Source organism: Brevundimonas olei (assembly GCF_037055245.1).
Lineage (GTDB): Bacteria > Pseudomonadota > Alphaproteobacteria > Caulobacterales > Caulobacteraceae > Brevundimonas > Brevundimonas olei.
Genome location: NZ_CP146369.1, coordinates 2,918,767 through 2,943,303, shown reverse-complemented (window position 1 = coordinate 2,943,303; position 24,537 = coordinate 2,918,767). Strand labels below are relative to the sequence as shown.

The window sequence follows — 24,537 nt, the reverse complement described above, 5'->3', positions numbered from 1 at the left end:
GGCGGGAAGCTATCACCACCCCTCTTCAAACGACATAGCCGCATCGCGGGCGGGGGAGGCGCGGGCGTCCGACAACCGTCAACGGTGGGCGCTTGACCTTCCCTTGATGGGAAGGTTTAGAGGTGTCGTCGTCAAGGATTTGCGAGGACGACGCCATGGCCGCCGAAGGCTTGAAAACACTGGATCTGCCCGTGCTGGGCATGACCTGCGCCAGCTGCGTGGGGCGGGTCGAAAAGGCTATCCGCGCCGTACCGGGCGTGACGCAGGCGCAGGTCAATCTGGCCGCCGAGCGGGCGCAGGTGTCGCTGTCGCCTGACGGTTCCGCCGCCGCCGTCGCCGCCGCCATCAAGAGCGCGGGCTATGAGCCGATGGAGGAGGAGGTCGTCTATCCCGTGCGGGAGATGACCTGCGCCTCCTGCGTCGGACGCGTCGAAAAGGCCCTGGCAGGCGTGCCGGGCGTGTTGTCGGCCAGCGTCAATCTGGCGACCGAGCGGGCGACGGTGCGCTTCCTGTCGGGAGCGACGACCTTCCAGGAACTGGCCGCCGCCGTCGAACAGGCCGGTTATGTTTTGGAGGCGCCCGAGGACGCCGGGCCGGACGCCAGCGACCGCGAACAGGCCGCCCGCGAATCCGAGATCAGGAAGCTGGGCCGCGCGGTGCTGATCGCGGGCGCGGCGACCCTGCCGCTGTTCGTGCTGGAGATGGGCTCGCACTTCGTGCCGGGGATGCACCACTGGATCGGCGAGGCCATCGGCGCCTTCAACTGGAAAGTCATCAGCTTCGTGCTGGCGACCTTCGTGCTGTTCGTGCCGGGGATCATCTTCTACCGCAAGGGCGTGCCCGCCCTGCTGCGCTGGGCGCCGGACATGAACTCCCTCGTCGTGCTGGGCGCGACGGCGGCGTGGGCCTTCTCGACGGTGGCGACCTTTGCGCCGCAATGGCTGCCGGAGGGCACGGCCAACATCTATTTCGAGGCGGCGGCGGTGATCGTCACCCTGATCCTGGTCGGGCGCTGGATCGAGGCGCGGGCCAAGGGGCGCACGGGGCAAGCGATCCGTCGTCTGATGTCGCTGCAAGCCAAGACCGCGCGCGTGGTGCGCGACGGCGTCGAACAGGACGTGGCCGTCGATGCGGTTCAGGTCGGCGACGTGGTCGTGGTGCGCCCCGGTGAGCGGGTTCCGGTCGATGGCGTGGTCATGGACGGCGCCTCCTTCGTCGATGAATCCATGCTGACGGGCGAGCCGATCCCGGTCGAGAAGACCGCCGGGGCCGATGTCACGGGCGGCACGCTGAACACCACGGGCGCCTTCCGCTTCGAGGCGCGTCAGGTCGGCGCTCAGACCGTGCTGGCCCAGATCGTCAAGATGGTCGAGGCCGCGCAAGGGGCCAAGCTGCCGATCCAGGCGCTGGTGGACAAGGTGACAGGCTGGTTCGTACCCGCCGTCATGGCCATCGCCGCCCTGACCTTCGTGGTGTGGTTCCTGTTCGGGCCCGATCCGGCGATGGGGATGGCGCTGGTGGCGACCGTGTCCGTGCTGATCATCGCCTGCCCGTGCGCCATGGGTCTGGCGACGCCGACCTCCATCATGGTGGGCGTGGGGCGTGCGGCCGAGCTGGGCGTGCTGTTCCGCAAGGGCGAGGCGCTTCAGGCGCTGCAGGGCGTGGACGTCGTCGCCTTCGACAAGACCGGCACCCTGACCGAGGGCAGGCCGACGCTGACCGATCTGGTCACGGCCGAGGGTTTTGATGAGACGACGGTGCTAGCCAAGGTCGCGGCGCTGGAGATCCGCTCCGAGCATCCGGTGGCCCGCGCCCTGGTCGCGGCGGCCGAGGCGCGCGGCGTGACGGTGGCCCGGCCGCTGGACTTCGCCTCCATCCCCGGCAAGGGGGTGACGGGTCTGGTCGACGGGGCGCGCGTCGCCGTCGGCGCCGACCGCTACATGGCCGAGCTGGGCTGCGACGTGGCCGTGTTCGCCGAGGCGGCGGCCCGTCTGGGCGACGAGGGCAAGACGCCGCTCTACGCCGCTGTGGACGGGCGACTGGCCGCCATCATCGCCGTGGCCGATCCGGTCAAGGCGACGACGGCCGAGGCTATCGCCGCCCTGCACGACCTCGGGCTGAAGGTGGCGGTCATCAGCGGCGACAACCGCCGCACCGCCGCCGCCGTCGCGCGTCGTCTGGGCATCGACGAAGTCCACGCCGAGGTCATGCCGGACGGCAAGGTGGCCGTGATCGAGGCGCTTAAAAAGGGCGGGCGCAGGGTCGCCTTCGTCGGCGACGGGGTGAACGACGCCCCGGCCCTGGCGGCGGCGGACGTGGGTCTGGCGGTCGGCGGCGGCTCGGACGTGGCGATCGAGAGCGCGGACGTGGTCCTGACCGGCGGCGACCTGCGCGGCGCGGTCAGCGCCATCGGTCTGTCGCGGGCGACGATGAACAACATCCGTCAGAACCTGGCCTGGGCCTTCGGCTACAACGTCCTGCTGATCCCGGTGGCGGCGGGGGTGCTCTATCCGGTCTTCGGCCTGATGCTGTCGCCCATGCTGGCGGCGGGGGCTATGGCCCTGTCCAGCGTCAGCGTGGTGCTGAACGCCCTGCGCCTGAAGACCTTCAAACCCCATATCAACACCGGCAGCATGAAGGGAGCCGCGTGATGAACATCGGCAAGGCGGCCCAGGCGACCGGCGTCTCGGCCAAGATGATCCGCTATTATGAGGCGCAGGGCCTGATCCGCCCGGCGGACCGCACCGAGGGCAATTATCGCGATTTCAGCGACCGCGACGTGAACGACCTGCGCTTCATCCGTCGGGCGCGCGGGCTGGGTTTTTCGATCGAGGAGATCAGCCGCCTTCTGTCCCTGTGGCGCGACGACGCCCGCCCCAGCCGCGAGGTCAAGGCGATGGCCGAAAAGCACCTGGCCGACCTGGACGCCCGCATCCGTGAAATGCGCGAGATGGCCGACACCCTGCGCCATCTGGCCCATTGCTGCGCAGGCGACGAGCGGCCCGACTGCCCCATTCTGTCCGATCTGGCGGGCGATCGGCCGCAGGGCGTTCACGCCGGAAACGCTTGACCCTGCCACGGCGGCAAGGGGTCGGATGAACTGTCGCGTATCAAGAAAGGGAGCATCATCATGATCTCGCTGAACATTCCGAAAATCCGCTGCGGCGGCTGCGTCGCCTCCGTGGAAAAGGCCGTCCTGTCCGTCGATCCGGCGGCCGCGCTTACAGCCGACGTCCCGGCGCGCCGGGTCGAGGTCGAGACGACGGCGCCCCGGCAAGCCCTCGCCGACGCCCTGGCGGCGGCCGGCTATCCCGTGCAGGAGCACTGAAGATGAAGATGTCTGTAAAGCTGGCGGCGATAGCCCTCGGAGCCGCGGTCGTCGGCGGCGGCTTTGTCCTGGCCGAGGGGGCGGTCAGGCCCGCCGAGGCGGCCGAGATGACCGTCTACAAGAGCGACGCCTGCGGCTGCTGCGGCGGCTGGGTCGAGCATATGCGGCGCTCGGGCTACCGGGTGCGCGTGGTCCCCACGGATGACCTCGCCCCCATCAAGCAGCAGTTGAACGTGCCGCAGTCGCTGTGGAGCTGTCATACGGCCGTGATCGACGGCAAGATCGTCGAGGGCCACGTCCCGGCGACGGCCGTGAGGGCCTTCCTGAAGACCCCCGGCGAGGCGCGCGGCGTCGGCGTGGGCGGCATGCCCACCGGCTCGCCGGGCATGGAGGCGCCCGGTCATGCGCCCGAACCTTATGACGTCATGAGCTTCGGCGCGGGCGCGCCGACGCGCTTCATGACCTTCGTGGGGGCTGATCCGGCCTGATGCCGATCTCGAGATGAAAAACGATGACGGCGGCGCCCCTTGCGGGACGCCGCCGTTTCTCGTTCCGGCCGGGGCAGGAGGCCGGAACGAAAGCCGTCAGCCGTTAGGCCAGAACCATGATGGCGACGCGGCGGTTTTGCGCGCGGCCTTCACGGGTGTTGTTCGGCGCCACCGGCTTGGTGGAGCCGTAGGAAATGGTCGCCATGCGGTTCAGGGCGATGCCCTGGTCGCTCAGGAAGCGACGAACGGCCTCGGCGCGTTCCTGGCCCAGACGCTCGTTGATCTGGTCGTTGCCCGTCGAGTCGGTGTGACCCTGGATCTCCAGATAGACGTTGGCGTTTTCGGCGCGCAGGCGCTGGACCAGTTCGGCCAGGCGCTGCTCGGCTTCGGGGGACAGCTCGGTGTGGTTGACCGGGAACTTCACGGAATCGTCCGACAGAACGACTTCGTACAAGAACTTGCCTTGGGCCAGTTTATGCGCGGCGTTGGCGCGGGCCAGGGCTTCGCCCGCCGTGCCTTCGACCTGGGTCAGGTGGGCGTCGACGCCGTCGACACGTTCGTTCACGACTTGGACGTTGTCGCGGACGAACCGGTGGCTGGCGCAGCCGCTGACGGCGATGCCGAGAACGGCGACAGCGCCGACGAGAGCGGTCCTAGATGCCAATTTGATCAAATCAAGTCTCCTTCGTGCCCGGCCCAACTCCGGGGGATGTTACGCGCCGCACCGGTGTCGGTTGCAAAACGGCGGAGCAAAGACGCGCGAAGAAGTGAAAAGGTTCAGCTTGACTGTAAAAAAATTTCAATAATCGGCGTTCTTGCTGTTCTGGGGAATACAGCTCTGGCTTGAAGGCGCCATCTTCCTGACGCTCTCTGGTGGTGGACTCTGACTGTAAAAGGGCGAGGAGCGTCTATTGAAAGCCTGGGTGTTTCCGTCTCCCCGTAACTGCAAGGCCAGGAGGGCCTGGGGGTGAAGACCGGGCTTCGCCGTAATCGAAACAAGGCCGGACGAAACAAGGCCGGGCCGGTCCTCGCCAGTCTGGTCGCGCATGGCCTGGTGCTGGCGATCATCTGGGCCGCGCCGGTCGAACGTCCGCCGCAAGCGCCTGTTCCGCCTGTGGTGGAGGTGATGCTGGTCGACCCTCCGCCGCCTCCGCCGCCTTCAGAGCCCGCGCCGGGGGACGCGCCGGCGGGCGGCTCCGAGCCTGCGCCCGCGCCGAAGCCGGAACCCGCTCCCGCGCCTCCGGCTCCGGTCCCTCCCGCCGTTCCCGCCAAGACGCCCGAGAAGGCCCGCGCGGCTCCGACGGCGCCGACCCCCCGGCCCAGTCGCCCGACGCCGCCTCAGACGCAGGTGGAGCCTTTGCCGATCTCGGCGCCCGAGCCGAGCGTCTCCTTCGTCCTGCTGGGCGACGGCGCCCTGAGCGGCGCTCTGACCGCCGGCCAGGGCGCGGGCGGCGGCGGAGGGGCGGGAGCCGGCGTGGGCGGCGGCAGCGGCGGCGGCTCGGGCTCGGGAATAGGCGGCGGTTCGGGCCAGGGCTGCGACATGGTCAAGCGCATCCAGGACGCCCTGCGCAACGACGCCCGCATCAACGCCGCCATCGGTCAGGCTTATCGCACCTCCGGCGCCTCGGGCCGCGCCATCCTGATGTGGAACGGCGACTGGCTGCAAAGCCCCGGCGAGGAGGGCAAGGGTCTGGCCGGCGTGCGTCAGGCTATCGCCGTGACGGTCGGCTTCTCGTCCCGCGCCTGCAAGGCCGAGACGGTCAACGGCTATGTGTTGCTGACGCTCAGCGACCAGCCGGGCGCGCCGCGCGTGGCTCTGGGCGGCGGTCGCTGGCGCTGGTCCGACCTGCTGTCGCTCTAGCCGAGAGCGCCCAGGCCCAGCGGGCCGTAGAGCCAGGTCATCCACGCCCCGACGGCCAGGAAGACGCCGAACGGCAGGCGATCGGCGGACGTCACGGGACGGCGCAGCACAAGCTTGGCCGCCACGACGGCGAAGCCGGCCGCCGAGGCCCACAGCAGCACGCTGGGCAGGCCCGCCCAACCGACCCAGGCGCCGATGGCGCCCAGCAGGAACGGATCTCCGCCGCCCAGGCCGTCCCGACCGCGCACGCGTCTGTAAAGGAAGGCCAGAAGCCACAGGCCGCCGAAGCCGACGGCCGCACCGATCAAGGGCGCCGTCAGCGGCCCGACCAGCGACCATTGCAGCCCGCTCTGGACGTTCGCCGGGTCCAGCGCTACGGCGGCGAACAGGCCGCTGAGAAACAGCGGCAGCGTCAGGGCGTCGGGCAGCCAGAAGTGCTCGGCGTCGATCACGGCGATCAACAGAAGCTGCCAGCCCAGGACCGCCGTCGCCAGGGCGTGCGCCGGGTCCGGAAAGCACAGGGCGGCCCATGCGCCCACTGCGCCGGCCGCCAGTTCGATCAAGGGATAGCGCACAGGGATGACGGCGCCGCAGTCGCTGCATTTGCCGCGTGACAGCGCCCAGCTGACGACGGGAACCATCCGCCAGGGCTTCAGCGGGCGACCGCATCCCCCGCACCGCGACCGCCCGAGCATGACGCCTTCGCCGCGCGGCAGGCGCAGGCTGACAAGACCCAGAAAACTGCCCACGATCAGGCCCAGACCGCCCATCAGAAGCGCCAGCATCATGCGTTCGACATCCCCCGCCTTGAATGAACGTCCTATTGCGCCGCCGGGGCGAGGCGGCGCAATCAAAATGCCTGAGTTCACGTCGAGTGTCGGCCCCGCTACGGTTGTGTCGCGCGGCGGCGACACTCCCTTCGGAACGACGACCCAGGCAAACGAGGGCTGGACGCTAGGCCCGTCACATGGATAGTCACATCCCTGTGAAAAGTCCTGCGCTCATCGACAGCCTGACCCCGCGCGAACGTGAGATTCTGCGCCTGGCCGCCCTGCGCCTGGGCGACAAGGAGATCGCGCAGCAATTGAGCCTCTCGCCCCGAACGGTCCAGAACCACCTGCATCGGGCCTATGAAAAGCTGGGCGTTTCCAATCGTATACAAGCGTCTCGGCTGCTGAGTGATCATTACTCAGGGGAATCAATCACAATGTCGCCGCCTGCGCCGATCACGGCAGATAGGGGCGTCACCGAGGCGGCGATCAAGCCTCTTGAGGATGGGAAGGCGCCGGGGGGCGTGCTCTATCGGCGCTATGCCGCGCTGAACGAGTGGCGTCGCCCCCGCAAGCTGGGCGGCTCCGTACTGTGGTTGATCCTGCTCTGGGCGCTGGCCTGGATCGTGATCGCCCTCGTCGGCGCCGGCCTGATCAATCCCGTCCTGGAGTCGATCGACCGTCTGCGATGACGTCTTTGACGGCGGAGCGACGCATGATTCATCAAGGTTAGAACTGATCGTATGCGCAGCGGGATCGTTACGTCGCGAAACGCACGACGCGAGAGCGTCTGATGCATCCTGTCCAGATCATTCTGCTGGCGGCCAACGCCATCGCCTTTCCGCTTCTGTTGTGGCGCGGACGAGGGGCGGATCGGTTGGCGACGCTGGCCATGATCGCGGCTCCGATGTTGTCCCACTTCGCCTACGACCTGAACTGGAACGGCGTCTACGCGGGCATCTTCATGGTCGATGTCCTCTTCTTCATCAGCCTCTGGCTGTTGGCCGAGCGCGGCGGGCGCTGGTGGATCGTGGCGATCGCCGGCTTCCAGCTGATCGGGACGCTGGGACATCTCGCGCCCTTCCTCGCGCATCAGCGCCTGGCCTGGGCTTACTTCACGCTGATGTGGGCGGTGTGGGCGCTCATCAGCGTGACGGCATTCTTTGGCGTCTGGGAGGTCGAGGCCGACCGGCGCTACGCCCTGGGGGGGCGTCATGGCTCGAAAATGGTCGATGGAGGCGGCGCGGGCGCTGCTGCGGCAATGGAATAAGCGCGCCGTCGAGGCGTCGGTGCAGAGCGGCGGCCTGACCGCCGACCTGAACGCGGTCGAGGCCTGGCTGCTGGATCAGCGGCCCGAGACTCTGGAGGAGGCCGAGCGGTTGCTGGACCTCATCGTCTCGCACGAGGCCGGCGGGGGGCGGGGCCTGGAACAGCTCTGCCGGGTCGGCGGCGCGGTCCGCAACGACGTGGACCCGCACCGCAGCCGGGTGGAGCACAGCTTCGCGCCGCGCGCCTCGGGCCCTCTGGCGGGGCGGGCGTGAAAGTCATCGTCTGATGATCCGTGAGCGGGGTTTCTCCGCCCCGGCTTGACTGTTACATCCGCTGACAGTCCGCGACGAAGCCTTGCGCCGTCGCTCCGCCAAGCGGTTTTTCCTCCCATGATTTCTGCTGTTCGCGCCGCGTCTCTCGCGTCCGCCTCCCTGTCCGTGCTCGCTTTCGCCGCGCCTGTTCTGGCGGATGCGCCCGCTGACGCCGGACCGACCCAGGTGTCCGAGATCGTGGTGACGGCCGAGCGGCGCGAGGCGCCTCTGGCGGCGACGCCGCTGTCGCTGACGGTGGCCGCCCAGCCCCTGCTGGACGACGTCGGCGTGCGCGACATCAAGGATCTGCAGATTCTGGCGCCGGGCCTAATCGTCGCCTCGACCTCGAACCAGACCTTCACCACCGCCCGCATCCGCGGCGTCGGCACGGTGGGCGACAATCCGGGCGTGGAGAGCTCGGTCGGCGTCATGATCGACGGCGTCTATCGCCCGCGCAACGGCGCGGCCCTGGGCGATCTGGGCGAGGTCGAGCGCATTGAAGTGCTCAAAGGCCCGCAGGCGACCCTATTCGGCAAGAACACCTCGGCGGGCGTCATCAACGTCGTCACCGCCGCGCCTTCGTTCGACGCGCGCATGGCGGGCGAGGCGACGTTCGGCGACTATGGGACGCATGGCGGTTCGGTCTCCCTGACCGGCCCGATCGTGGACGAGGTTCTGGCCGGGCGGCTGTATGTCGCCGCGCGCCGTCGCGACGGCCTCTATGACGTGAAGACCGGGGAGGGGCCGCGCACCTCGACCGACGATCAGACCGAGAATTACGACACCGTGCGCGGTCAGTTGCTGTGGCGAGCCACGCCGAACCTGACCGCCCGCCTGACCGCCGACTGGACCGAGCGGGACGAGCGCTGCTGCGTCGGCGTGCAGATCGTCACCGGCGATACGGCGCCCCTGCTGGCGACCTTTGCGCCCGATGGCGGCGTGGCGGCGTCGCCGAAGCCGTGGGATCGCACAGCCTGGTCGAACCGCGACACCAACACCCGCATCCGCGACAAGGGACTGGCCCTGCACCTGAACGCCGACCTGGGCTGGGCGACGCTGGAAAGCACCTCGGCGGTGCGCGACTGGCGCGGCGTCATCAGTCAGGACTGGGACTTCACCTCGGCCGATCTGGCCTATCGCCCCGACGACGGCAACTGGTCGAACCGTTTCCGCACCCTGACGCAGGAGTTCCGCCTGTCGGGCCGGCGCGGAAAGCTGGACTGGTCGGCCGGCGCCTTCTTCGCCGACGAGAAGCTGACCCGGCGCGACAGCCTGTTCTACGGCGCCGATTACGAAGGCTATGTCAGCCGCCTGCTGTCGCGCTCGGCGTCGAACCCGCTGGGCGATCCGACCTATGTGTCCAGCCTCACGGGGCTGCCCGTGGGCGAGAGCTTCGTCGAGGGCGAGGGGCAGCTGGACCGTTACTGGCAGACGGCCCGCAGCGCCGCCCTGTTCGGTCAGGTCTCCTACGCCGTGACCGACCGCCTGACCCTGACCGGGGGCCTGCGTCGCACCCATGAGAAGAAGGAGATGACGGCCGCCTATCAAAACACCGACGGCGGACGGGCCTGCGCGGCGGCGCTGGCTAATGGCGTGACCAACGCCACCTTGTGCCTGCCGTGGTCGAACCCGGCTTTCAACGACCTGACCCAGTCCGAGACGGTCAAGGATGAGGCCTGGACCGGCATGGCCCGCGCCGAGTTCAAGGCGGTCGAGGAGACGCGCCTCTACGCCTCCTGGTCGCGGGGGCGCAAGAACGGCGGCTTCAACCTGGACCGGGGTCAGACCAATCTGGTCCCCGACGCCTCGCGCGCCTTCCCGGCGGAAAGCGCCGACGCCTTCGAGGCGGGGGTGAAGAGCGTGATGCTGGACCGGCGCCTGCTGGTCTCGGCCGCCGCCTTCCGCCAGACCTATGACGACTTCCAGCTGAACACCTTCCTGGGCACGACCTTCCTGGTCCGCTCCATCCCCGAGGTGAGGGCCAAGGGCGTTGAGGCGGACTTCATGTTCCTGCCGTTCGAGGGCCTGTCGCTGCAAGGCGGCCTGACCTACGCCCAGACGGAATACGGCCATGACGCCGTGCCGGGCCTGCCGCTGCTGGCGGGCAAGCGGATGAATTTCGCGCCGCTGTGGAGCGGGTCTCTGGCCGGAACCTATGAGCGGCCGGTGGCGGCGGGGCTGATGGGCCGCGTTACTCTGGCGGCCAAATATTCGTCGGAATACAACACCGGCTCGGACCTGGACCCGGCCAAGAGCCAGCCCGGCTTCTGGCTGGTCGACGGCCGCGTCGCCGTGGCGAGGGACGACGCCTGGAGCGTCGAGCTGTGGGGCCGCAATCTGTTCGATCAGGACTATCGTCAGGTGGCCTTCGGCGCGCCGTTCCAGACGGGCACGCTGGGCGCCTTCCTGGGCGCGCCGCGCACGGTGGGCGTGACCCTGCGCGTCATGCGCTGATGACAGGCGGGGGGCAGGCGAGGGCCGCCTGCTCCCCCTCCACTGATGCAAAATGGCCTCCACCCGACGGCATATTGCGCCTGCGAAAGCCTTCACGGGATGGAAGCCTTGACTTGAAACCCGCCTGTCCCAGATAGGCGGGATCAGAGGACGACCTCTCCCATCTTGGGCATGACGCTGGGACGACCCGGCACGCCATGCAAGGGAGCACGTCATGGCCTGGATATTCCTCCTTCTCGCCGGTCTGTTCGAGATCGTCTGGGCCTTTCTGATGAAGGCGTCCGAGGGCTTCACCAAGCCCTGGCCGACCATCGGCACCATCGGCTTCATGATCGTCAGCTTCGGCCTGCTGTCGATCGCGATGAAGACCCTGCCGCTGGGCACCGCCTATGTGATCTGGACCGGCATCGGCGCCGTCGGGGCCTTCCTGGTCGGCATCGCCGTGCTGGGCGAGCCGGTCACGCCGATGCGCGTCATCGGCGCCGTCCTGATCGTCAGCGGCCTGGTTGTACTGAAGCTCGCTTCCAGTCAATAAACGCGGCGACAGCCTCGGAGCCTCGCCATGGAACTGATCATCGGGCCGCGCCTCTTCTCCACCTGGTCCCTGCGGGCCTGGCTGGTGCTGAGGCGCGCAGGCGCCGTCTTCGCGACGCGCGAGGTCTGGTATCGTTCCGAGGCTGAAAAGGCCGAACTGCGCCGTCTGTCGCCCTCGGGCTTCGTGCCGCTGCTGAAGGTCGAGGGCGAGACGATCTGGGACACCCTGGCGATCGGGGAATGGGCGGCGGAGCGCTATCCCGCGGCGAAGCTCTGGCCGGTCGATCCCACGGCGCGCGCCCTGGCTCGCTCGGCCACGGCCGAGATGCATTCCGGCTTTGCCGCCCTGCGCGACCTGTGCGGCATGAGCCCAGGCCATCCGATCGCGGGCGAAGCGCGCAGCACGGCGCCGTCCGATCCGGGGCTGGACCGAGAGCTGGCGCGGCTGGTCGAACTGTGGACGCAGATGCGCGGCCGCTTCGGCGCAGGCGGGCCGTGGCTGTTCGGCGACTGGTCGATCGCCGACGCCTTCTTCACCCCCGTGGCGGCGCGGGTGCGCCACTATCAGATCGACCTGTCGGCCCATGGCGACGACGGGACGGCCGCCGCCTATGTCGCCGCGCTTCTGGCCCAGCCGCACTTCCGCGAGTGGGAGGCGGCGGCCCTGTCATCTAACGTTGATTAACCGATCCTGAGAACGCGGGTTTAAGAGAGCGGACTTACAGTCCAGCTTGTTCTCGGAGGGGCGGAGCCATGCGTACGATCAGCAGAAACACCGATTGGGCGCGCACGGCGCGCACCTATGGTCTGGCGGCTATCGTCCTGGCCCTGGTCTGGGCCTCGCTGGCGTCCCTGATGATCTGAGGCCGCGCCTCAGATCATTGTTCTAGCGCGAGCCGCCGCCCAGCACGGCCTCGGCCACCTGCAGGGGCGCCGGGGCCGGCGGGACATAGTCCAGGCGGATCGGCACGGCGCGCGCGCCCGAGGCCACGGCGTCCAGCGTCTTCACCGGCCCGCCCATCATGCGCTGATAGATCCAGTAGGCCGCGACGACCTTCTCGACGTATTCGCGCGCCTGGGGCACGTCGATGGTCTCGATCAGCAGCAGCGGATCGGCGTCGGCGCCCAGTTTGCGGATCGCCGCCAGCATCGGCCCCGGCCCGGCGTTGTAGGAGGCCACCGCCTTCAGCAGATCGCCCTGGAAGGACTCGATCTGGAACAGGCGGTTCACATAGTCCTGGCCCAGCTTCATGTTCACCGCCGGGTCCAGCAGACGCTGGGGCGAGCGGACATAGCCCTGGTCGCCGGTCATGTGCGCGGCCGTGGTCGGCATCACCTGCATCAGTCCATAGGCGCCGGCGCCGGAACGGGCGTTGGCGTTGAAGTCCGTCTCCTTGCGCGCGATGGCGTAGACGAGCGCCTTCTCGATGGTGAAGCCGCCCATCGGCTGCAGGTCCGGCATCGGATAGCGCAGGGCGTCGATGCGGGCGGCCTCGGACTGGGCGGCGCGGCCGGGCGAAACCAGGCGATAGAGGCCGGCCCACATCTGGCGCGCGGCGCTGTCGCCGCTGGCGGCGCGCAGGCCGTTGCGGGCCGCCAGTTCGGCGTCGTTGCGACGGCCGACTTCGTACAGGGCCACGGTGCGGCGGGCGTCCTCGTCCGACTGGATGAAGGCGTTGAGGGCGCGCGTGTCGACGCCGAGAGGCTCGGGCGTCAGGGAGGCGCGCTGCAGCGTCGCCTCATAAGGGCGCGGCCCCTGGTTCTCGATCACCGGCTCTTCGCCCAGCTGGCGCAGGGCGATCTGGCCGTAGAAGGTGGCCGGCCAGCGCGCGGCCTGACGCAGATACTCGGCCACGCGGTCCTGGCGTCCCGACTGGCCCGCCGCCCGCGCCGCCCAGAAGGCGCCGCCCGAACGGACCCACGGATCCTCGGTCGGGTCCTGGGCGACGTGCTCGAAAGCGCGGAAGGCGTCGGAGTGCTGCTCCATCCGCCAGGCGGCCAGACCCGCCGTCCACCAGTCGCCGATCTGCTGGCCCATGGCGTAGGCGCCGGGCAGGTCGTCGTTGTTCAGGGCCACGCGCGCCGCCTTGGCCGGGTCGTTGACGCCGCCGTCGCCAGAGCCTGAGCTGGTCAGGCTGGCCCAGGTGCGGGTCAGAAGGCCGCCGGGACGCTTCGGCTCGGCCGCGCCGTCGGGCAGGCGGCGCATGGCCAGCGTATAGACCCGATCGGCCATCGGCAGGTCGGAATAGGTCTCGAGCCAGGCCGTCAGCTCTTCATAGGTGGCGACATGGCTGGGGTGGAACAGGCGCTCGAACTCGACCTGGCCCAGCAGGACGCGGTCCTTGGCCTGACGCGCAGAGGCGCGGGCCAGCTCCAGGTCGCCGCGCCGCAGGGCGTCGAAGGCGGTGGTGTAGCTGAGGCGGTCCTCGCTGCTCAGCGCCGTAGGCGACGGCGAGGCGTCCGCGCTCGTCTCGGCGCTAGCCTCGGCGTAGGGGCGGGAGGTGTCGACGTCCTCGGCATGGGCGACGGTCGCAGCCGTGGCGCAAAGGGCGAAGGCGAACAGGGACGCATGACGCGTCCGGCGGAAAGAGTACATGACGCGGCGGCCCCCTTCGTCGGCGTCGGCCCCGTCTCGATTCGGGATTCTACGACGCTCTGCGGACTGGTCTCCAAGGACGCAGGATGCCTGAATCAGGCGCCCGGCTCAACCACTTCGCCGCGCAGGCGAGCGGACAAATCCAGAATGTCCTTCCAAACCAGCCCCTTGGCCTGGGGCTGACGCAGCAGGAAGGCGGGGTGGAGGGTGGCCATGACGGGCGCGGCGATTCCGCCTTCGGCTGATCGCCATTCGCGCCATTGGCCGCGGGTGCGCATGATGCCGTCGTCGGTCTTGAGCACCGCCTTGGCCGCCGCCGCCCCGACCAGCAGCACCGCCTTCGGCTTCAGCAGGGCCAGGGTCCGCTCGACGAAGGGGGCGCAGGCGGCCTGTTCCTGGGGCGTCGGGGTGCGGTTGCCCGGCGGGCGCCAGAAGACGGTGTTGGTGATGAAGGCCTCGTCCAGCAGGTCCGCCGCCGTCAGGATGCGGTCCAGAAGCTGACCCGCCTTGCCGACGAAGGGTTGGCCGCGCGCGTCCTCCTCGGCGCCGGGGCCTTCGCCGACGATCATCAGCGACCCTTGCGGATTGCCGCGCGCGAACACGGCCTGACGCGCGCCCATTCCGCGCAGGGGGCAGCCCTCGAAGGCGGCGATCGCCTCGGCCAATTCGTCCAGGCTGGTCGCCGCGGCGGCCAGCCGCCGCGCCTCGGCCGCCGCCTCGCCGACAGACGGCGCGCCGCCGGGGGCGCGCAGGGGCGTGATCGTGGCCGGACCCTTGGCCGCGACGGGGGCCACGAAGACGGTGCGGTCGATCGGCGCATCCTCGTAACAGGCGTCCACGCCCGCATCGCGCCAGAAGGCGAGCAGGGCTTCGGTTGCGGCCATGTCCAAGGGTTGGGCGTTCATCTATCAAGGCAATAAGCCTTGACCGCCGTCGCGTCACCTCACGATAAGGCGGATAACCACGACGACAACAAGGATTCAGGGGACATGGCTGAGGAAATGATCGAAGGCGGCGCCAGGAATGCATGGCAGGAAGCCGTCATCGATAATCTGCCGCCGCTGGAGGCCCTGGCGGGCGTCGAGCGCGAGGTCATGGAATATGACGTCGTCATCGTCGGCGGCGGCCCCGCCGGCTTGTCCGCCGCCATCCGCCTGAAACAGCGGGCCGAAAAGGACGGGAAGGACATCTCCGTCGCCGTGCTGGAGAAATCGGCCGAGATCGGCGGCCACGTCCTGTCGGGCGCGGTGATCGACCCCAGGGCGCTGAACGAGCTCTTCCCCGACTGGAAGGAACGCGGCGCCCCGCTGGAGACGCCGGTGACCAAGGACAAGTTCCTGGTGCTGGGCCCGCAGGGGCAGGCGTCGCTGCCGATGTTCGCCATGCCGCCCTTCATGCACAACGACGGCTGCTACATCGCCTCTCTGGGCAATGTCGCGCGTTGGCTGGCCGAACAGGCGGAAGGCCTGGGCGTCGAAGTCTATCCCGGCATGGCCGCCAGCCATGTGGTCTGGGAGGAAGAGACGGGCCGGGTGAAGGGCGTCGTCGCCGGCGTCTTCGGCATCGACCGCGAGGGCAAGCCGACCGGCGAGTTCCAGCCCGGCCTCGAACTGCACGGCAAATACGTCTTCATCGCCGAGGGCGTGCGCGGCTCGCTGGCCAAGACCATCATGGCCCGCCACAACCTGTGCGACGCCGCCGATCCCCAGAAGTTCGGCATCGGCCTGAAGGAGCTGTGGCAGATCCCGGCCGAGAAGCACCAGCCCGGCCTGGTCCAGCACACCACCGGCTGGCCGCTGGACGACAAGACGGGCGGCGGCTCGTTCCTGTACCACTTCGGCGATCGCTATGTGTCCGTCGGCTTCGTCGTCCACCTGAACTACAAGAACCCCTTCCTGTCGCCGTTCGACGAGTTCCAGCAGTTCAAGCACCACCCGGCCATCGCCGAGCATCTGGAAGGCGGCACGCGCGTCTCCTACGGCGCCCGCGCCATCACCGAGGGCGGCTTCCAGTCGGTGCCCAAGCTGGCCTTCCCCGGCGGCGCCCTGATCGGCTGTTCGGCGGGCTTTGTGAACGTGCCGCGCATCAAGGGCAGCCACAACGCCATGAAGACCGGAATGCTGGCCGCCGACGCCGCCTATGACGCCGTCATGGAAGGCCGCGAGGGCGATGTGTTGAGCGCCTATCAGGCGGCATACCTGCGCTCGTGGGTCTATAAGGAGCTGAAGGTCGTCCGCAACGCCAAGCCGCTGCTGTCCAAGCTGGGCACCATGATGGGCGGGGCGGTCGGCATGTTCGACCTGTGGGTCAACCACCTGACGGGCGGCTTCTCCTTCTTCGGCACCATGCGCCACGGCAAGACCGATGCGGCCTCGACCGAGCCCGCTTCGCAGCACAAGCCGATCGTCTATCCCAAGCCGGACGGGAAGCTGTCGTTCGACAAGCTGTCGAGCGTCTTCATCTCCAACACCAACCACGCCGAAGACCAGCCCGCGCACCTGAAGCTGCTGGACCCGTCCGTGCCGATCGCGGTGAACCTGCCGAAGTATGGCGAGCCGGCGCGGCTGTACTGCCCGGCCGGGGTGTATGAAGTCGTCTATGCGGACGAGACGAACCGCGCCGATCCGCGCTTCGTCATCAACGCCCAGAACTGCGTCCACTGCAAAACCTGCGACATCAAGGACCCGTCGCAGAACATCGTCTGGACCACCCCCGAAGGCGGCGGCGGCCCGAACTATCCGAACATGTAAGCCGCCGCGCGGCTTCTCTCTCCCCTTCATGGGGAGGGTGGCTGAGGCCGTCAGGCCGAAGCCGGGTGTGGGCGGCTAGCAAATCAAGCACGGCGTCCAGGATCACCTGGCCGTCCCCACCCGGTCGTCGCTGCGCTCCGACCACCCTCCCCATGAAGGGGAGGGAGAAACGTCGCGCTGCTTTTCCTTCGCTTCATCTTGCGGGCGAAAGGGAAAGCGTGAAGGGTCCGGCCATGCGTTTCGTCTCTTCTCGCCCTGTCCTGTTCCTGGCGGTCTCCGCCCTTGCGCTGTCTCTGGCCGCGCCGTCGCTGGCGCAGGAGGCGCCTGAGCCCGCGCCGGAAACGCCGGCCGAAGCGACGGCGGATGCGCAGGACGTCGAACCGAACGGCGACCCCGTTCCGCACATCATCATCGCCGACGAGCCGGAAACGCCCGAAGAGCCGAAGGTCGCGCCCATTCCCGCCGTGTGGGCGCCGATCCCGCTCGACGCCCAGAAGAACAGCGCCTACGGCCTCTATCTGGCGGCGCGCAACGCCCTGACCAGCGGCGAGAGCGCGGTCGGGGCGGCCTATCTGGCCCGCGTCTACGCCCTGACGCCGGAACAGCCGCGCGTGCGCGAACAGGCCTTCACCGCCGCCCTCCTGGCCGGAGACCTGGACGAGGCGGGCCGCATCGCCCCGACCGATCCCGAGGTCTCGCCGGTCATCGTCCAGGCCGGGCGCCTGGTTCAGGCGGTGCAGGCCTACGCCGGGGGCGACGCCCGGCGCGCCGACGATCTGCTGAAGGCCGCCCCCGTGGGCGAACCGCACGACCGCGCGGGCTTCTACGTCCAGGGGTGGATCGCGGCGGCGGCCAAGGACTGGGACCGCGCCTTGGCCATGCCGCCGACCGGTTTCGATCCGGTCAGCGCCCTGGTGGCGCGCAGCAACCGCGCCCGCCTGCTGGAGCAGCGCCGCCGCTATGACGAGGCCGACGCCGAGTGGCGCGACCTGACCAGCCACGCCATCGCCGGCGCCCTGTTCCGCCAGCCCTATGGCGAGTTCCTGGAGCGGCGCGGCCGCCGCGACGAGGCTCTGGCCCAGTATGACGCCGCCGTCACCGCCGGAACGGCTGACCGTCGCGTGATTCAGGGACGCGAGCGGGTGTTGGCCAAGGGACGTCCGCCCGCCCTGCCGAGCTTCCGCGAGGGCGCGGCCCAGGCGCTGCGCACGGCTGCGGATCAGATGATCGCCCAGCGCGCCCATGAGTTCGGCGTCGTCTACCTGCGTTTGGCCCAGAATCTGGACCCGAGCGACAACACCCAGCTTCTGGTCGGCCAGACCCTGATTCAGGGGGGGATCGAACCGGCGGGCCGCGCCGCCCTGGCCCAGGTCAGCGAGGCCTCGCCCGCCCTCTACGCCGCCGCCCGCATCCAGACGGCCATCAGCCTGGGCAAGGCGGGTCGCGACGATGAGGCCCTGGCCGAACTGCGCCGCGCCGCCGCCGTCCGCCCGGACGAGGCGGGCGTGGCCTATATGCTGGCCGGGCAGCTGATGCAGATGAACCGCTATGAAGAGGCGCTGGACCTGCTGAACGGTCCGCTGCTGAATACGGCGGATCAGGGCTATGAGGTCCATTTCCTGCGCGGCGCCGCCTATGAATCCCTTGATCGGGACACCGAGGCCGAGGCCGAGCTGTGGGCCGCCCTGCAGATGCAGCCCGACAATCCGACCCTGCTGAACTACCTCGGCTATCTGTGGGTCGACACGGGCGCGCGGGTGCAGGAAGGCGCCGCCATGATCGCCCGCGCCCACGCCGCCGAGCCCAAGGACGGCAACATCCAGGACTCCCTCGGCTGGGCCCAGTTCCGTCAGGGACAGTATGAGGCGGCGGTGGTCAATCTGGAGGGCGCCGTCGACAAGGAGCCCGCCAACGCCGAGATCAACGACCACCTGGGCGACGCCTATTGGGCCGTCGGGCGTCAACGCGAGGCGGGCTTCCAGTGGAACCGCGTCCTGACCCTGGACGTCGACGACAAGCGCAAGGCCGAGGTCGAAGGCAAGCTGCGCGACCGCCTGGGCCAGGACCCGACCGGGGACAAGGGGCTGGGGTCCGCAGGCGGCGCGACCGACTGACGCCGCCATGTCTGTTTCCGATGCGCTGAGCGGCCTGGCGCCGGCCAAGATCAATCTGCTGCTGCATGTCGGGCCGGTGCAGGCCGACGGCTATCACCCTCTGGTCAGCCTGGCCGTCTTCGCCGACGTCGGCGACCGGGTGACGGTGCGCCGCGCCGAGGCCCTGTCCCTGACGGTCGAGGGGCCGTTCGCGGCGGGTCTGGACGGGCAGGGGGACAATCTGATCCTCAAGGCCCTGCGCGCCCTGGGCGAGGCGGCGGGGATCGGCGAACCGCCCGTGGCCGTGACCCTGGACAAGCGTCTGCCCATCGCGGCGGGCCTTGGCGGCGGCTCGGCGGACGCGGGGGCGGCGCTGCGGCTGACCGCGCGCCTGCTGAATCTCGACATGCCTGCGGCGGAACTGGAGCGCCTCGCCCTGGCCGCCGGAGCGGACGGCCCCATGTGCCTGCGCGCGCGTCCGGCCTGGGCGTCGGGGATCGGAGAGGTGCTGGAGGACGAGCCACGTCTGCCGACGCTGCATGGCGTGTTGCTGAACCCCGGCCTGCCGTCGCCGACGGGCGGGGTTTACCACGCCTATGACGCGGCCCCGAAGGCGGCGGACCGCCCCGCGTCGCCCGCCGACTGGTCCGTCGCCTCCGTCATCGCCTGGCTGGCGGCGCAGAGAAACGATCTGGAGGCGCCCGCCTTGGCCGTCACGCCGGGTATAGGGGAGGCGCTGGCCGCCATGCGCGCCGCGACGGCCTGTCGCCTGACGCGGATGTCGGGATCGGGCGCGACGGTTTTCGGCCTGTTCGACGATCGGGCGGCGGCGATCGAGGCGGCCTTCGCCCTGGATCGGCCGGGCTGGTGGGCGCGGCCGGTGGTGCTGGGCGCGCCGGATATCGAACCGCGTCCGGTAATTTAACCGGATTTACAGCCCCTGCGGCCAAGCTGGCGTCATGACCCAGTTCTCGCCCGAACAGACCGCCGCCTTTGAACGCGCCCTGTCGCGCCTGTCGCCCGCCGACCGCGCCCGCGTCGAAGAGATCAAGGACGCCGCCGCCCGCGCCGCCGCTGAGGTTGCGCCGCACTGGGACTTCGAACTGGCCGCCCGCACCGTCGACGGCCTGCTGGGCGAGGGTGCGAACGACGACCAGAGGCGCGGCCTGATCGCCGCCTGGGCGCTGGAGCTGCCCGGCCGCATCGCCGCCGAGCGCCTGCCGCAGGCCGTGCTGGCGGGCTATCCGACCTATGTGGACCGGCTGGCGGCCTATCTGGACAGCGGGGCGGACCCGTATGATCCCGACTTCTGGGCCAAGGACGTGCGCGTCTCACTGGCGCTCAGCGTGCCGGGCAGCAACACCCAGATGCTGGACCTGTCCTCGCCCGTCGGGCCGGGGCTAGTGGTGCGGCACATGCTGGGCGGGCGCGGTCCCGGTCCGCTGATCGGCTGGGTCCAGGCGGGCGGCTGGCGACCTTGGCTGGAGACGCATACGGAGGCGCGCGACCTGTCGGACTTCAACGAGGCGGGTTGGGAGCGCAACTGGGCCGCCGCCGCCGCCCTGTTGAAGACGCGGCCGGAACTGGCGGGCGTCATCGGCTCCAGCTGGTTCTTCGATCCGCCGCTGGAGACCATCAGCCCGCGCCTGACCTATCTGCGGACCACGCCCGTGAACAACGGCGCCTTCATGATCCATCAGGGCGGCGGCGAGATTCATGACGAGCGCGCCTCCGCCTCCTCGCCCACGCGCCGCGCCATGATCGAGAAGGGCGAATACGCCGCCTGCTCCTGGCTGTTGTGCTGGCCGCGCAGGCCCCTGATCCGCTGGGCCGAGGCGAAGGGCCTGATCTAGGCGTCGCGGCCCAACCGCTCCCACGCCTCGCCGACCGGCAGGATCTCCAGCCCGGCCGTTTTGGCTAGGCGGATCAGGCGGTCCAGATCCTCGGGCGTGCAGCCGTAGGGGGTGGGGGCGCTCTCGACATCATGGCCATAGGCGATCAGCCAGCCGGGCGCCTCGGCCGCGCGGGCGACCAGCGCCTCAAGATCGTAGTGGGGCAGGCGGCGCGCTTCCAGGCCGATGGCCTGCAGACTGGCCCGGTCGGCGCGTCCGGCGTTGACCCCGTCGCGCACGCCGCGCCCCAGCAGGAAGCGCTCGTCGATCACCGCCTTGGCGGCCAAGGCCACGTCGCCGAAGGGCCAGGCGAAGGTGGTCATGACGTGGCCGTCCAGCCGTTCGGCGACCCAGGCGGCGTTCTTCGCCAACTGGTCCGTCAGTTCGGCGGGGCTCAGACGCAGGGCGCTGACGTGGTCGAAAGTGTGGCAGCCGACCTCATGCCCTGCCTCATGCGCGGCCTGCAGGTGTTCGACCTCGAACTGGGCTTTGCCGATGTTCTCGCCGCCGCACAGGCCGCCCGCGACGTAATAGGTCGCCCTGATCCCATGCTCGGCCAGGATCGGCCCGGCCTCGGTCCAGGCGCTGGCCGGGAAGTCGTCGAAGCTGAGGCTGAGAATCCCCCGCGCAGGCGCGACCGTCACCGGCCTGACGCCCAGGTAGCGCGCCGCCCGGCGGCGCATCTGATCGATCCGTTGCTGCATCATGGCCGCCTTCTAGCGCATCCGCGCTTGCAGAAGGGTGAAGGATTGCACCGCCTCGCCTTGCTGGCGAAGCGTGGCGGCCCTATGGTCCGCGCCTCCCGAAATCGGACCGAAATGTCGACCGTGGCCGCTGCTGAACCTCTCTCGTTTCAGGACCTGATCCTGACCCTGCACCACTATTGGAGCGAGCAGGGCTGCGCCATTCTGCAGCCCTATGACATCGAGGTCGGCGCCGGCACCCTGCATCCCGCCACCGTGCTGCGGGCGCTGGGCAAGAAGCCGTGGAAGGCCGCCTATGTCCAGCCGTCGCGCCGTCCCGGCGATGGTCGATACGGCGAGAACCCCAACCGGCTGCAGCACTATTATCAGTATCAGGTCATCCTGAAGCCGAACCCCGACAACCTGCAGGAGCTGTATCTCAACAGCCTGCGCGCCATCGGCATCGACCCCAGCCTGCACGACATCCGCTTCGTCGAGGACGACTGGGAGAACCCCACCGTCGGCGCCTGGGGGCTGGGCTGGGAGGTCTGGTGCGACGGCATGGAGGTGACGCAGTTCACCTATTTCCAGGGCGTCGGCGGCATCGAGGTCGACGTCGTCTCGGGCGAGCTGACCTACGGACTGGAGCGTCTGGCCATGTATGTTCAGGGCGTCGACAATGTCTATGACCTGAAGTTCAACAAGGAAGGCCTGACCTACGGCGAGGTCTTCCTGGAGAACGAGCGTCAGCAGTCGGAAGCCAACTTCCACGGCTATGACGTCGCCGCGCTGAAGCGCCGCTTCGAGGACATGGAGCGCGAAGCCGCGCACTTCCTGACCATGAAGGGGCCGCAGGGCCAGCCGCTGGTGCTGGCCGCCTATGACCAGGTGCTGAAGGCCTCGCACCTGTTCAACCTGATGGACGCCCGCGGCGCCATCGCCGTCGCCGAACGCCAGAGCTACATCGGCCGCATCCGCGACCTGTGCAAAGCCTGCGCGCTGGCGCAGGTCGAACATGAAAGGGCGACGGCGTGATGCGTCCTCTCACTCTGTCATCCCGGAAAGCGCGCAGCGCTTATCCGGGACCGCTTCACACGTCGGCGTCCCTTGCGGTCCCGGCTCTCCGCTTCGCTCCGGCCGGGATGACGGCGTAATCGAATGCCCCAGCTTCTCCTCGAAATCTTCTCCGAAGAAATCCCCGCCCGCATGCAGCAGGGCGCCGCGCGCGATCTGGAGCGCATGGCCTCCGACCGCCTGAAGGCCGCCGGCCTGACCTGGGACGCGCTGACGACCTACGCCGGGCCGCGTCGCCTGACGCTGGTCATCGACGGCCTGCCCGCCGCCACGCCCGACCGCAACGAAGAGCTGAAGGGGCCCAAGACCTCGGCTCCGGCGCAGGCGCTGGAAGGCTTCCTGCGCAAGACCGGCCTGACGCAGGACCAGCTGGTCGAGCGCGACGGCGTCTGGTTCGCCGAGATCAGCAGCAAGGGCCGCGCGACCACCGCCGTGGTGGCCGAGAGCGTCGACGACATCATCCGCCACTTCCCCTGGCCCAAGTCGATGCGCTGGGGCACGGGAACCCTGCGCTGGGTGCGGCCGATCAAGCGCATTCTGGCCCTGTTCGACGGGGCGGTGATCCCGTTCGAGGTCGACGGCATCCCATCAGGCGACGTGACCGAAGGCCACCGCTTCATGGGCGCGGGCCAGCCGTTCGCGGTCAAGGATTTCGCCGACTATCGTCAGAAGCTGGAGCGCAACTTCGTCCTGCTGGACGCCGCCGATCGCAAGCTGCGCATCCTTGAGGGCGCGAACGCCGTGTGCGCGGCCAGGGGCCTGGCTCTGGTCGATGACGACGGCCTGCTGGACGAGGTGTCGGGTCTGGCCGAATGGCCGACGCCGATCCTGGGCGACATGGACCCGCAGTTCCTGGCTCTGCCGCCGGAAGTGGTCCAGCTGTCGATGAAGGTGCACCAGAAGTATTTCGCCGTGCGCGAACCGGGCAAGGACGGTCTCGCCCCGCACTTCGTCGTGGTGGCCAATATCGAGGCGACCGACAAGGGCGCCGCCGTGGCCGCCGGCAACGCCAAGGTGCTGTCGGCGCGTCTGGATGACGCCCGCTTCTTCTGGGACGAGGACCAGAAGGTCGGCTTCGACGCCTGGAACGACAAGCTGAAGGGCGTCACCTTCCACGCCAAGCTAGGCACCCTGGCCGAGCGGGTCGACCGCATCGCGGCGCTGGCGCGCGAGATCGCCCCTCTGGTCGGCGCCGACGCCGATCAGGCCGAACAGGCCGCGCGCCTGTCCAAGGCCGACCTGGCCTCGGGCATGGTGGGCGAGTTCCCGGAACTGCAGGGGATCATGGGCGGCTACTACGCCCGTCTGGCCGGCCAACCCAACGCCGTGGCCGACGCCATCCGCGACCACTACAAGCCGCAGGGACCGGGCGACACCGTCCCGACCGCCCCGGTCACGGTCGCCGTCGCCATGGCCGAAAAGCTGGACACCCTGGTCGGCTTCTTCGCCATCGACGAAAAGCCCACGGGGTCGAAGGACCCCTATGCGCTGCGCCGCGCGGCGCTGGGCGTGATCCGGCTGGTGCTGGAGAACGGGGTGCGGATGCCGTTGCAGGGCATGGCGTTCGTCGCTGGCGAATACCTGTCAGGCATGCGCAATCTTGAGAAGCTGCCGAACTATGATCGCGCCTCTGTGGTTCGTATGGCGGTTCTGGGCAAGGAAGAGGTTGAAGCGGATCGCATCCGTATCGCGGCCATGCTTGACGGGGCTGATGATGCCGACTGGCGGCATGGCGCACTGGATTATCAGGCTGGCCTCACGCAGCTTGGCTGGGACGTTCTCGCCTTCTTCGCTGACCGCCTGACCGTCCTGCTGCGCGACAAGGGCCAGCGTCACGACCTCGTGGCGGCCGTCTTTGCGCTGGGCGACGACGATCTGGTGCGGATCGTGCGTCGGGTGGAGGCGCTGGCCGCCTTCCTGGCGATGGACGACGGGGCGAACCTGCTGGCGGGCTACAAGCGCGCCGCCCAGCTGCTCAAGGCCGAGGAGAAGAAGGGGCCGCTGCCGGAAGGCGCGGTCGCCACCGGCCTGCCGAACCAGCCGGAGGAAGAGACCGCCCTGGCCTTCGCCGCCGCCGCCGCCGCCTCGGCCGTGGACGCCGCGCTGGAGGCCGAGGACTTCGCCGCCGCCATGACGGCCCTGGCCGCCCTGCGCGGTCCGGTGGACGCCTTCTTCACCGCCGTCATGGTCAACTCCGACGTGGCCGAAGAGCGCGAAAACCGCCTGAAGCTGTTGGGCCAGGTGCGCGGCGTGATGAACCGTGTCGCCGACTTCGGCCAGATCGCGGGCTGATCCATCGTCCTTCTCCCCTTGTGGGAGAAGGTGGCAGGCGGAGCCTGACGGATGAGGGGTTGCGGGACATTCGCCTCGCAACCTCATTCACCGTCGCAAGACCCCTCATCCGGCCCTGACGGGCCACCTTCTCCCACAAGGG

Annotated in this window: 22 protein-coding genes; 17 read left to right on the top strand and 5 right to left on the bottom strand. The window is 69.3% G+C overall.

What is annotated here, in order from left to right:
* Positions 1-155 precede the first annotated feature (155 nt).
* From V8J38_RS14360 to V8J38_RS14345, 4 genes are read left to right on the top strand one after another with little or no spacing between them, the layout of a single operon-like run.
* The gene (locus V8J38_RS14360) at positions 156-2,651 is read left to right on the top strand and encodes a heavy metal translocating P-type ATPase (protein ID WP_338576602.1); all 2,496 of its coding nucleotides are present in this window, start codon (positions 156-158) and stop codon (positions 2,649-2,651) included.
* On the top strand, positions 2,651-3,070 hold the full coding sequence (gene cueR, locus V8J38_RS14355; RefSeq protein ID WP_338576601.1) for a Cu(I)-responsive transcriptional regulator: 420 nt from the start codon (positions 2,651-2,653) through the stop codon (positions 3,068-3,070). The genes V8J38_RS14360 and cueR overlap by 1 nt, the downstream gene beginning before the upstream one ends.
* Positions 3,071-3,130: 60 nt before the next feature.
* On the top strand, positions 3,131-3,328 hold the full coding sequence (locus V8J38_RS14350; protein WP_338576599.1) for a heavy-metal-associated domain-containing protein: 198 nt from the start codon (positions 3,131-3,133) through the stop codon (positions 3,326-3,328).
* A gap of 2 nt (positions 3,329-3,330) precedes the next feature.
* Entirely contained in the window at positions 3,331-3,816 is a 486-nt protein-coding gene (locus V8J38_RS14345; protein WP_338576597.1) for a DUF411 domain-containing protein, read from the top strand.
* Between the two features lie 103 nt (positions 3,817-3,919).
* On the opposite strand, the gene V8J38_RS14340 is transcribed toward V8J38_RS14345, so the two are convergent.
* A complete protein-coding gene (locus V8J38_RS14340; RefSeq protein WP_291778398.1) occupies positions 3,920-4,480 on the bottom strand; it encodes an OmpA family protein in 561 nt (186 codons plus the stop codon).
* A gap of 303 nt (positions 4,481-4,783) precedes the next feature.
* On the opposite strand from V8J38_RS14340, the gene V8J38_RS14335 reads away from it, so the two are divergent.
* The gene (locus tag V8J38_RS14335) at positions 4,784-5,677 is read left to right on the top strand and encodes a hypothetical protein (protein WP_338576594.1); all 894 of its coding nucleotides are present in this window, start codon (positions 4,784-4,786) and stop codon (positions 5,675-5,677) included.
* Here V8J38_RS14335 and V8J38_RS14330 read toward each other — a convergent pair.
* Positions 5,674-6,465: a prepilin peptidase gene (locus V8J38_RS14330; RefSeq protein WP_338576593.1), complete on the bottom strand. Its 792-nt coding sequence runs from the start codon at positions 6,463-6,465 to the stop codon at positions 5,674-5,676. The two genes, V8J38_RS14335 and V8J38_RS14330, sit on opposite strands and share 4 nt — an antisense overlap.
* 179 nt (positions 6,466-6,644) lie before the next feature.
* Between V8J38_RS14330 and V8J38_RS14325 the strand changes: the two genes are divergently transcribed.
* From V8J38_RS14325 to V8J38_RS14300, 6 genes are all read left to right on the top strand, one after another.
* On the top strand, positions 6,645-7,139 hold the full coding sequence (locus V8J38_RS14325) for a helix-turn-helix transcriptional regulator (RefSeq protein WP_312220047.1): 495 nt from the start codon (positions 6,645-6,647) through the stop codon (positions 7,137-7,139).
* A 185-nt stretch (positions 7,140-7,324) separates the two neighbouring features.
* Positions 7,325-7,717, top strand: coding sequence for a hypothetical protein (locus V8J38_RS14320; protein ID WP_338576589.1), 393 nt, complete (start codon positions 7,325-7,327; stop codon positions 7,715-7,717).
* On the top strand, positions 7,662-7,988 hold the full coding sequence (locus tag V8J38_RS14315) for a hypothetical protein (RefSeq protein ID WP_291777687.1): 327 nt from the start codon (positions 7,662-7,664) through the stop codon (positions 7,986-7,988). Before V8J38_RS14320 ends, V8J38_RS14315 begins: the two co-directional genes overlap by 56 nt.
* Positions 7,989-8,105: 117 nt before the next feature.
* Positions 8,106-10,481, top strand: coding sequence for a TonB-dependent receptor (locus V8J38_RS14310; RefSeq protein ID WP_422388298.1), 2,376 nt, complete (start codon positions 8,106-8,108; stop codon positions 10,479-10,481).
* A 214-nt stretch (positions 10,482-10,695) separates the two neighbouring features.
* The gene (locus V8J38_RS14305; protein WP_291777693.1) at positions 10,696-11,016 is read left to right on the top strand and encodes a DMT family transporter; all 321 of its coding nucleotides are present in this window, start codon (positions 10,696-10,698) and stop codon (positions 11,014-11,016) included.
* A gap of 27 nt (positions 11,017-11,043) precedes the next feature.
* Entirely contained in the window at positions 11,044-11,700 is a 657-nt protein-coding gene (locus tag V8J38_RS14300) for a glutathione S-transferase (protein WP_338576584.1), read from the top strand.
* Positions 11,701-11,901: 201 nt separating this feature from the next.
* On the opposite strand, the gene V8J38_RS14295 is transcribed toward V8J38_RS14300, so the two are convergent.
* Together V8J38_RS14295 and V8J38_RS14290 are read right to left on the bottom strand one after the other, a co-directional pair.
* Positions 11,902-13,611 (bottom strand): lytic transglycosylase domain-containing protein, encoded by a 1,710-nt coding sequence (locus V8J38_RS14295; RefSeq protein ID WP_338576582.1) that lies wholly within the window; start codon positions 13,609-13,611, stop codon positions 11,902-11,904.
* 95 nt (positions 13,612-13,706) lie between these two features.
* Positions 13,707-14,516: a uracil-DNA glycosylase gene (locus V8J38_RS14290; protein ID WP_338576580.1), complete on the bottom strand. Its 810-nt coding sequence runs from the start codon at positions 14,514-14,516 to the stop codon at positions 13,707-13,709.
* A 189-nt stretch (positions 14,517-14,705) separates the two neighbouring features.
* Between V8J38_RS14290 and V8J38_RS14285 the strand changes: the two genes are divergently transcribed.
* The 4 genes from V8J38_RS14285 (at position 14,706) to V8J38_RS14270 (ending at position 20,307) form a co-directional block, all read left to right on the top strand.
* Entirely contained in the window at positions 14,706-16,361 is a 1,656-nt protein-coding gene (locus V8J38_RS14285; protein ID WP_338578635.1) for an electron transfer flavoprotein-ubiquinone oxidoreductase, read from the top strand.
* A gap of 233 nt (positions 16,362-16,594) precedes the next feature.
* Positions 16,595-18,475 carry a tetratricopeptide repeat protein gene (locus V8J38_RS14280; RefSeq protein WP_338576578.1) on the top strand — a complete coding sequence of 627 codons (1,881 nt, stop codon included), beginning with the start codon at positions 16,595-16,597 and terminating at the stop codon, positions 18,473-18,475.
* A gap of 7 nt (positions 18,476-18,482) precedes the next feature.
* On the top strand, positions 18,483-19,379 hold the full coding sequence (locus tag V8J38_RS14275) for a 4-(cytidine 5'-diphospho)-2-C-methyl-D-erythritol kinase (RefSeq protein WP_338576576.1): 897 nt from the start codon (positions 18,483-18,485) through the stop codon (positions 19,377-19,379).
* 34 nt (positions 19,380-19,413) lie between these two features.
* Positions 19,414-20,307, top strand: a complete 894-nt coding sequence (locus V8J38_RS14270) for a hypothetical protein (protein WP_338576574.1) — start codon at positions 19,414-19,416, stop codon at positions 20,305-20,307.
* On the opposite strand, the gene V8J38_RS14265 is transcribed toward V8J38_RS14270, so the two are convergent.
* Entirely contained in the window at positions 20,304-21,053 is a 750-nt protein-coding gene (locus V8J38_RS14265; protein WP_291777712.1) for a polysaccharide deacetylase family protein, read from the bottom strand. The two genes, V8J38_RS14270 and V8J38_RS14265, sit on opposite strands and share 4 nt — an antisense overlap.
* Before the next feature lie 111 nt (positions 21,054-21,164).
* Between V8J38_RS14265 and V8J38_RS14260 the strand changes: the two genes are divergently transcribed.
* Together V8J38_RS14260 and glyS are read left to right on the top strand one after the other, a co-directional pair.
* The gene (locus V8J38_RS14260; RefSeq protein ID WP_003165881.1) at positions 21,165-22,064 is read left to right on the top strand and encodes a glycine--tRNA ligase subunit alpha; all 900 of its coding nucleotides are present in this window, start codon (positions 21,165-21,167) and stop codon (positions 22,062-22,064) included.
* A 123-nt stretch (positions 22,065-22,187) separates the two neighbouring features.
* A complete protein-coding gene (gene glyS, locus V8J38_RS14255; RefSeq protein ID WP_338576569.1) occupies positions 22,188-24,395 on the top strand; it encodes a glycine--tRNA ligase subunit beta in 2,208 nt (735 codons plus the stop codon).
* Positions 24,396-24,537 lie beyond the last annotated feature (142 nt).

Coding starts and splice junctions, on each gene's coding strand:
- V8J38_RS14280 (WP_338576578.1), top strand. CDS start 16,595: ATGCGTTTCGTCTCTTCTCGCCCTGTCCTGTTCCTGGCGGTCTCCGCC.
- V8J38_RS14315 (WP_291777687.1), top strand. CDS start 7,662: ATGGCTCGAAAATGGTCGATGGAGGCGGCGCGGGCGCTGCTGCGGCAA.
- V8J38_RS14345 (WP_338576597.1), top strand. CDS start 3,331: ATGAAGATGTCTGTAAAGCTGGCGGCGATAGCCCTCGGAGCCGCGGTC.
- V8J38_RS14290 (WP_338576580.1), bottom strand. CDS start 14,516: ATGAACGCCCAACCCTTGGACATGGCCGCAACCGAAGCCCTGCTCGCC.
- V8J38_RS14260 (WP_003165881.1), top strand. CDS start 21,165: ATGTCGACCGTGGCCGCTGCTGAACCTCTCTCGTTTCAGGACCTGATC.
- V8J38_RS14270 (WP_338576574.1), top strand. CDS start 19,414: ATGACCCAGTTCTCGCCCGAACAGACCGCCGCCTTTGAACGCGCCCTG.
- V8J38_RS14325 (WP_312220047.1), top strand. CDS start 6,645: ATGGATAGTCACATCCCTGTGAAAAGTCCTGCGCTCATCGACAGCCTG.
- V8J38_RS14295 (WP_338576582.1), bottom strand. CDS start 13,611: ATGTACTCTTTCCGCCGGACGCGTCATGCGTCCCTGTTCGCCTTCGCC.
- V8J38_RS14360 (WP_338576602.1), top strand. CDS start 156: ATGGCCGCCGAAGGCTTGAAAACACTGGATCTGCCCGTGCTGGGCATG.
- V8J38_RS14285 (WP_338578635.1), top strand. CDS start 14,706: ATGGAATATGACGTCGTCATCGTCGGCGGCGGCCCCGCCGGCTTGTCC.
- cueR (WP_338576601.1), top strand. CDS start 2,651: ATGAACATCGGCAAGGCGGCCCAGGCGACCGGCGTCTCGGCCAAGATG.
- glyS (WP_338576569.1), top strand. CDS start 22,188: ATGCCCCAGCTTCTCCTCGAAATCTTCTCCGAAGAAATCCCCGCCCGC.
- V8J38_RS14305 (WP_291777693.1), top strand. CDS start 10,696: ATGGCCTGGATATTCCTCCTTCTCGCCGGTCTGTTCGAGATCGTCTGG.
- V8J38_RS14350 (WP_338576599.1), top strand. CDS start 3,131: ATGATCTCGCTGAACATTCCGAAAATCCGCTGCGGCGGCTGCGTCGCC.
- V8J38_RS14330 (WP_338576593.1), bottom strand. CDS start 6,465: ATGATGCTGGCGCTTCTGATGGGCGGTCTGGGCCTGATCGTGGGCAGT.
- V8J38_RS14275 (WP_338576576.1), top strand. CDS start 18,483: ATGTCTGTTTCCGATGCGCTGAGCGGCCTGGCGCCGGCCAAGATCAAT.
- V8J38_RS14310 (WP_422388298.1), top strand. CDS start 8,106: ATGATTTCTGCTGTTCGCGCCGCGTCTCTCGCGTCCGCCTCCCTGTCC.
- V8J38_RS14300 (WP_338576584.1), top strand. CDS start 11,044: ATGGAACTGATCATCGGGCCGCGCCTCTTCTCCACCTGGTCCCTGCGG.
- V8J38_RS14265 (WP_291777712.1), bottom strand. CDS start 21,053: ATGATGCAGCAACGGATCGATCAGATGCGCCGCCGGGCGGCGCGCTAC.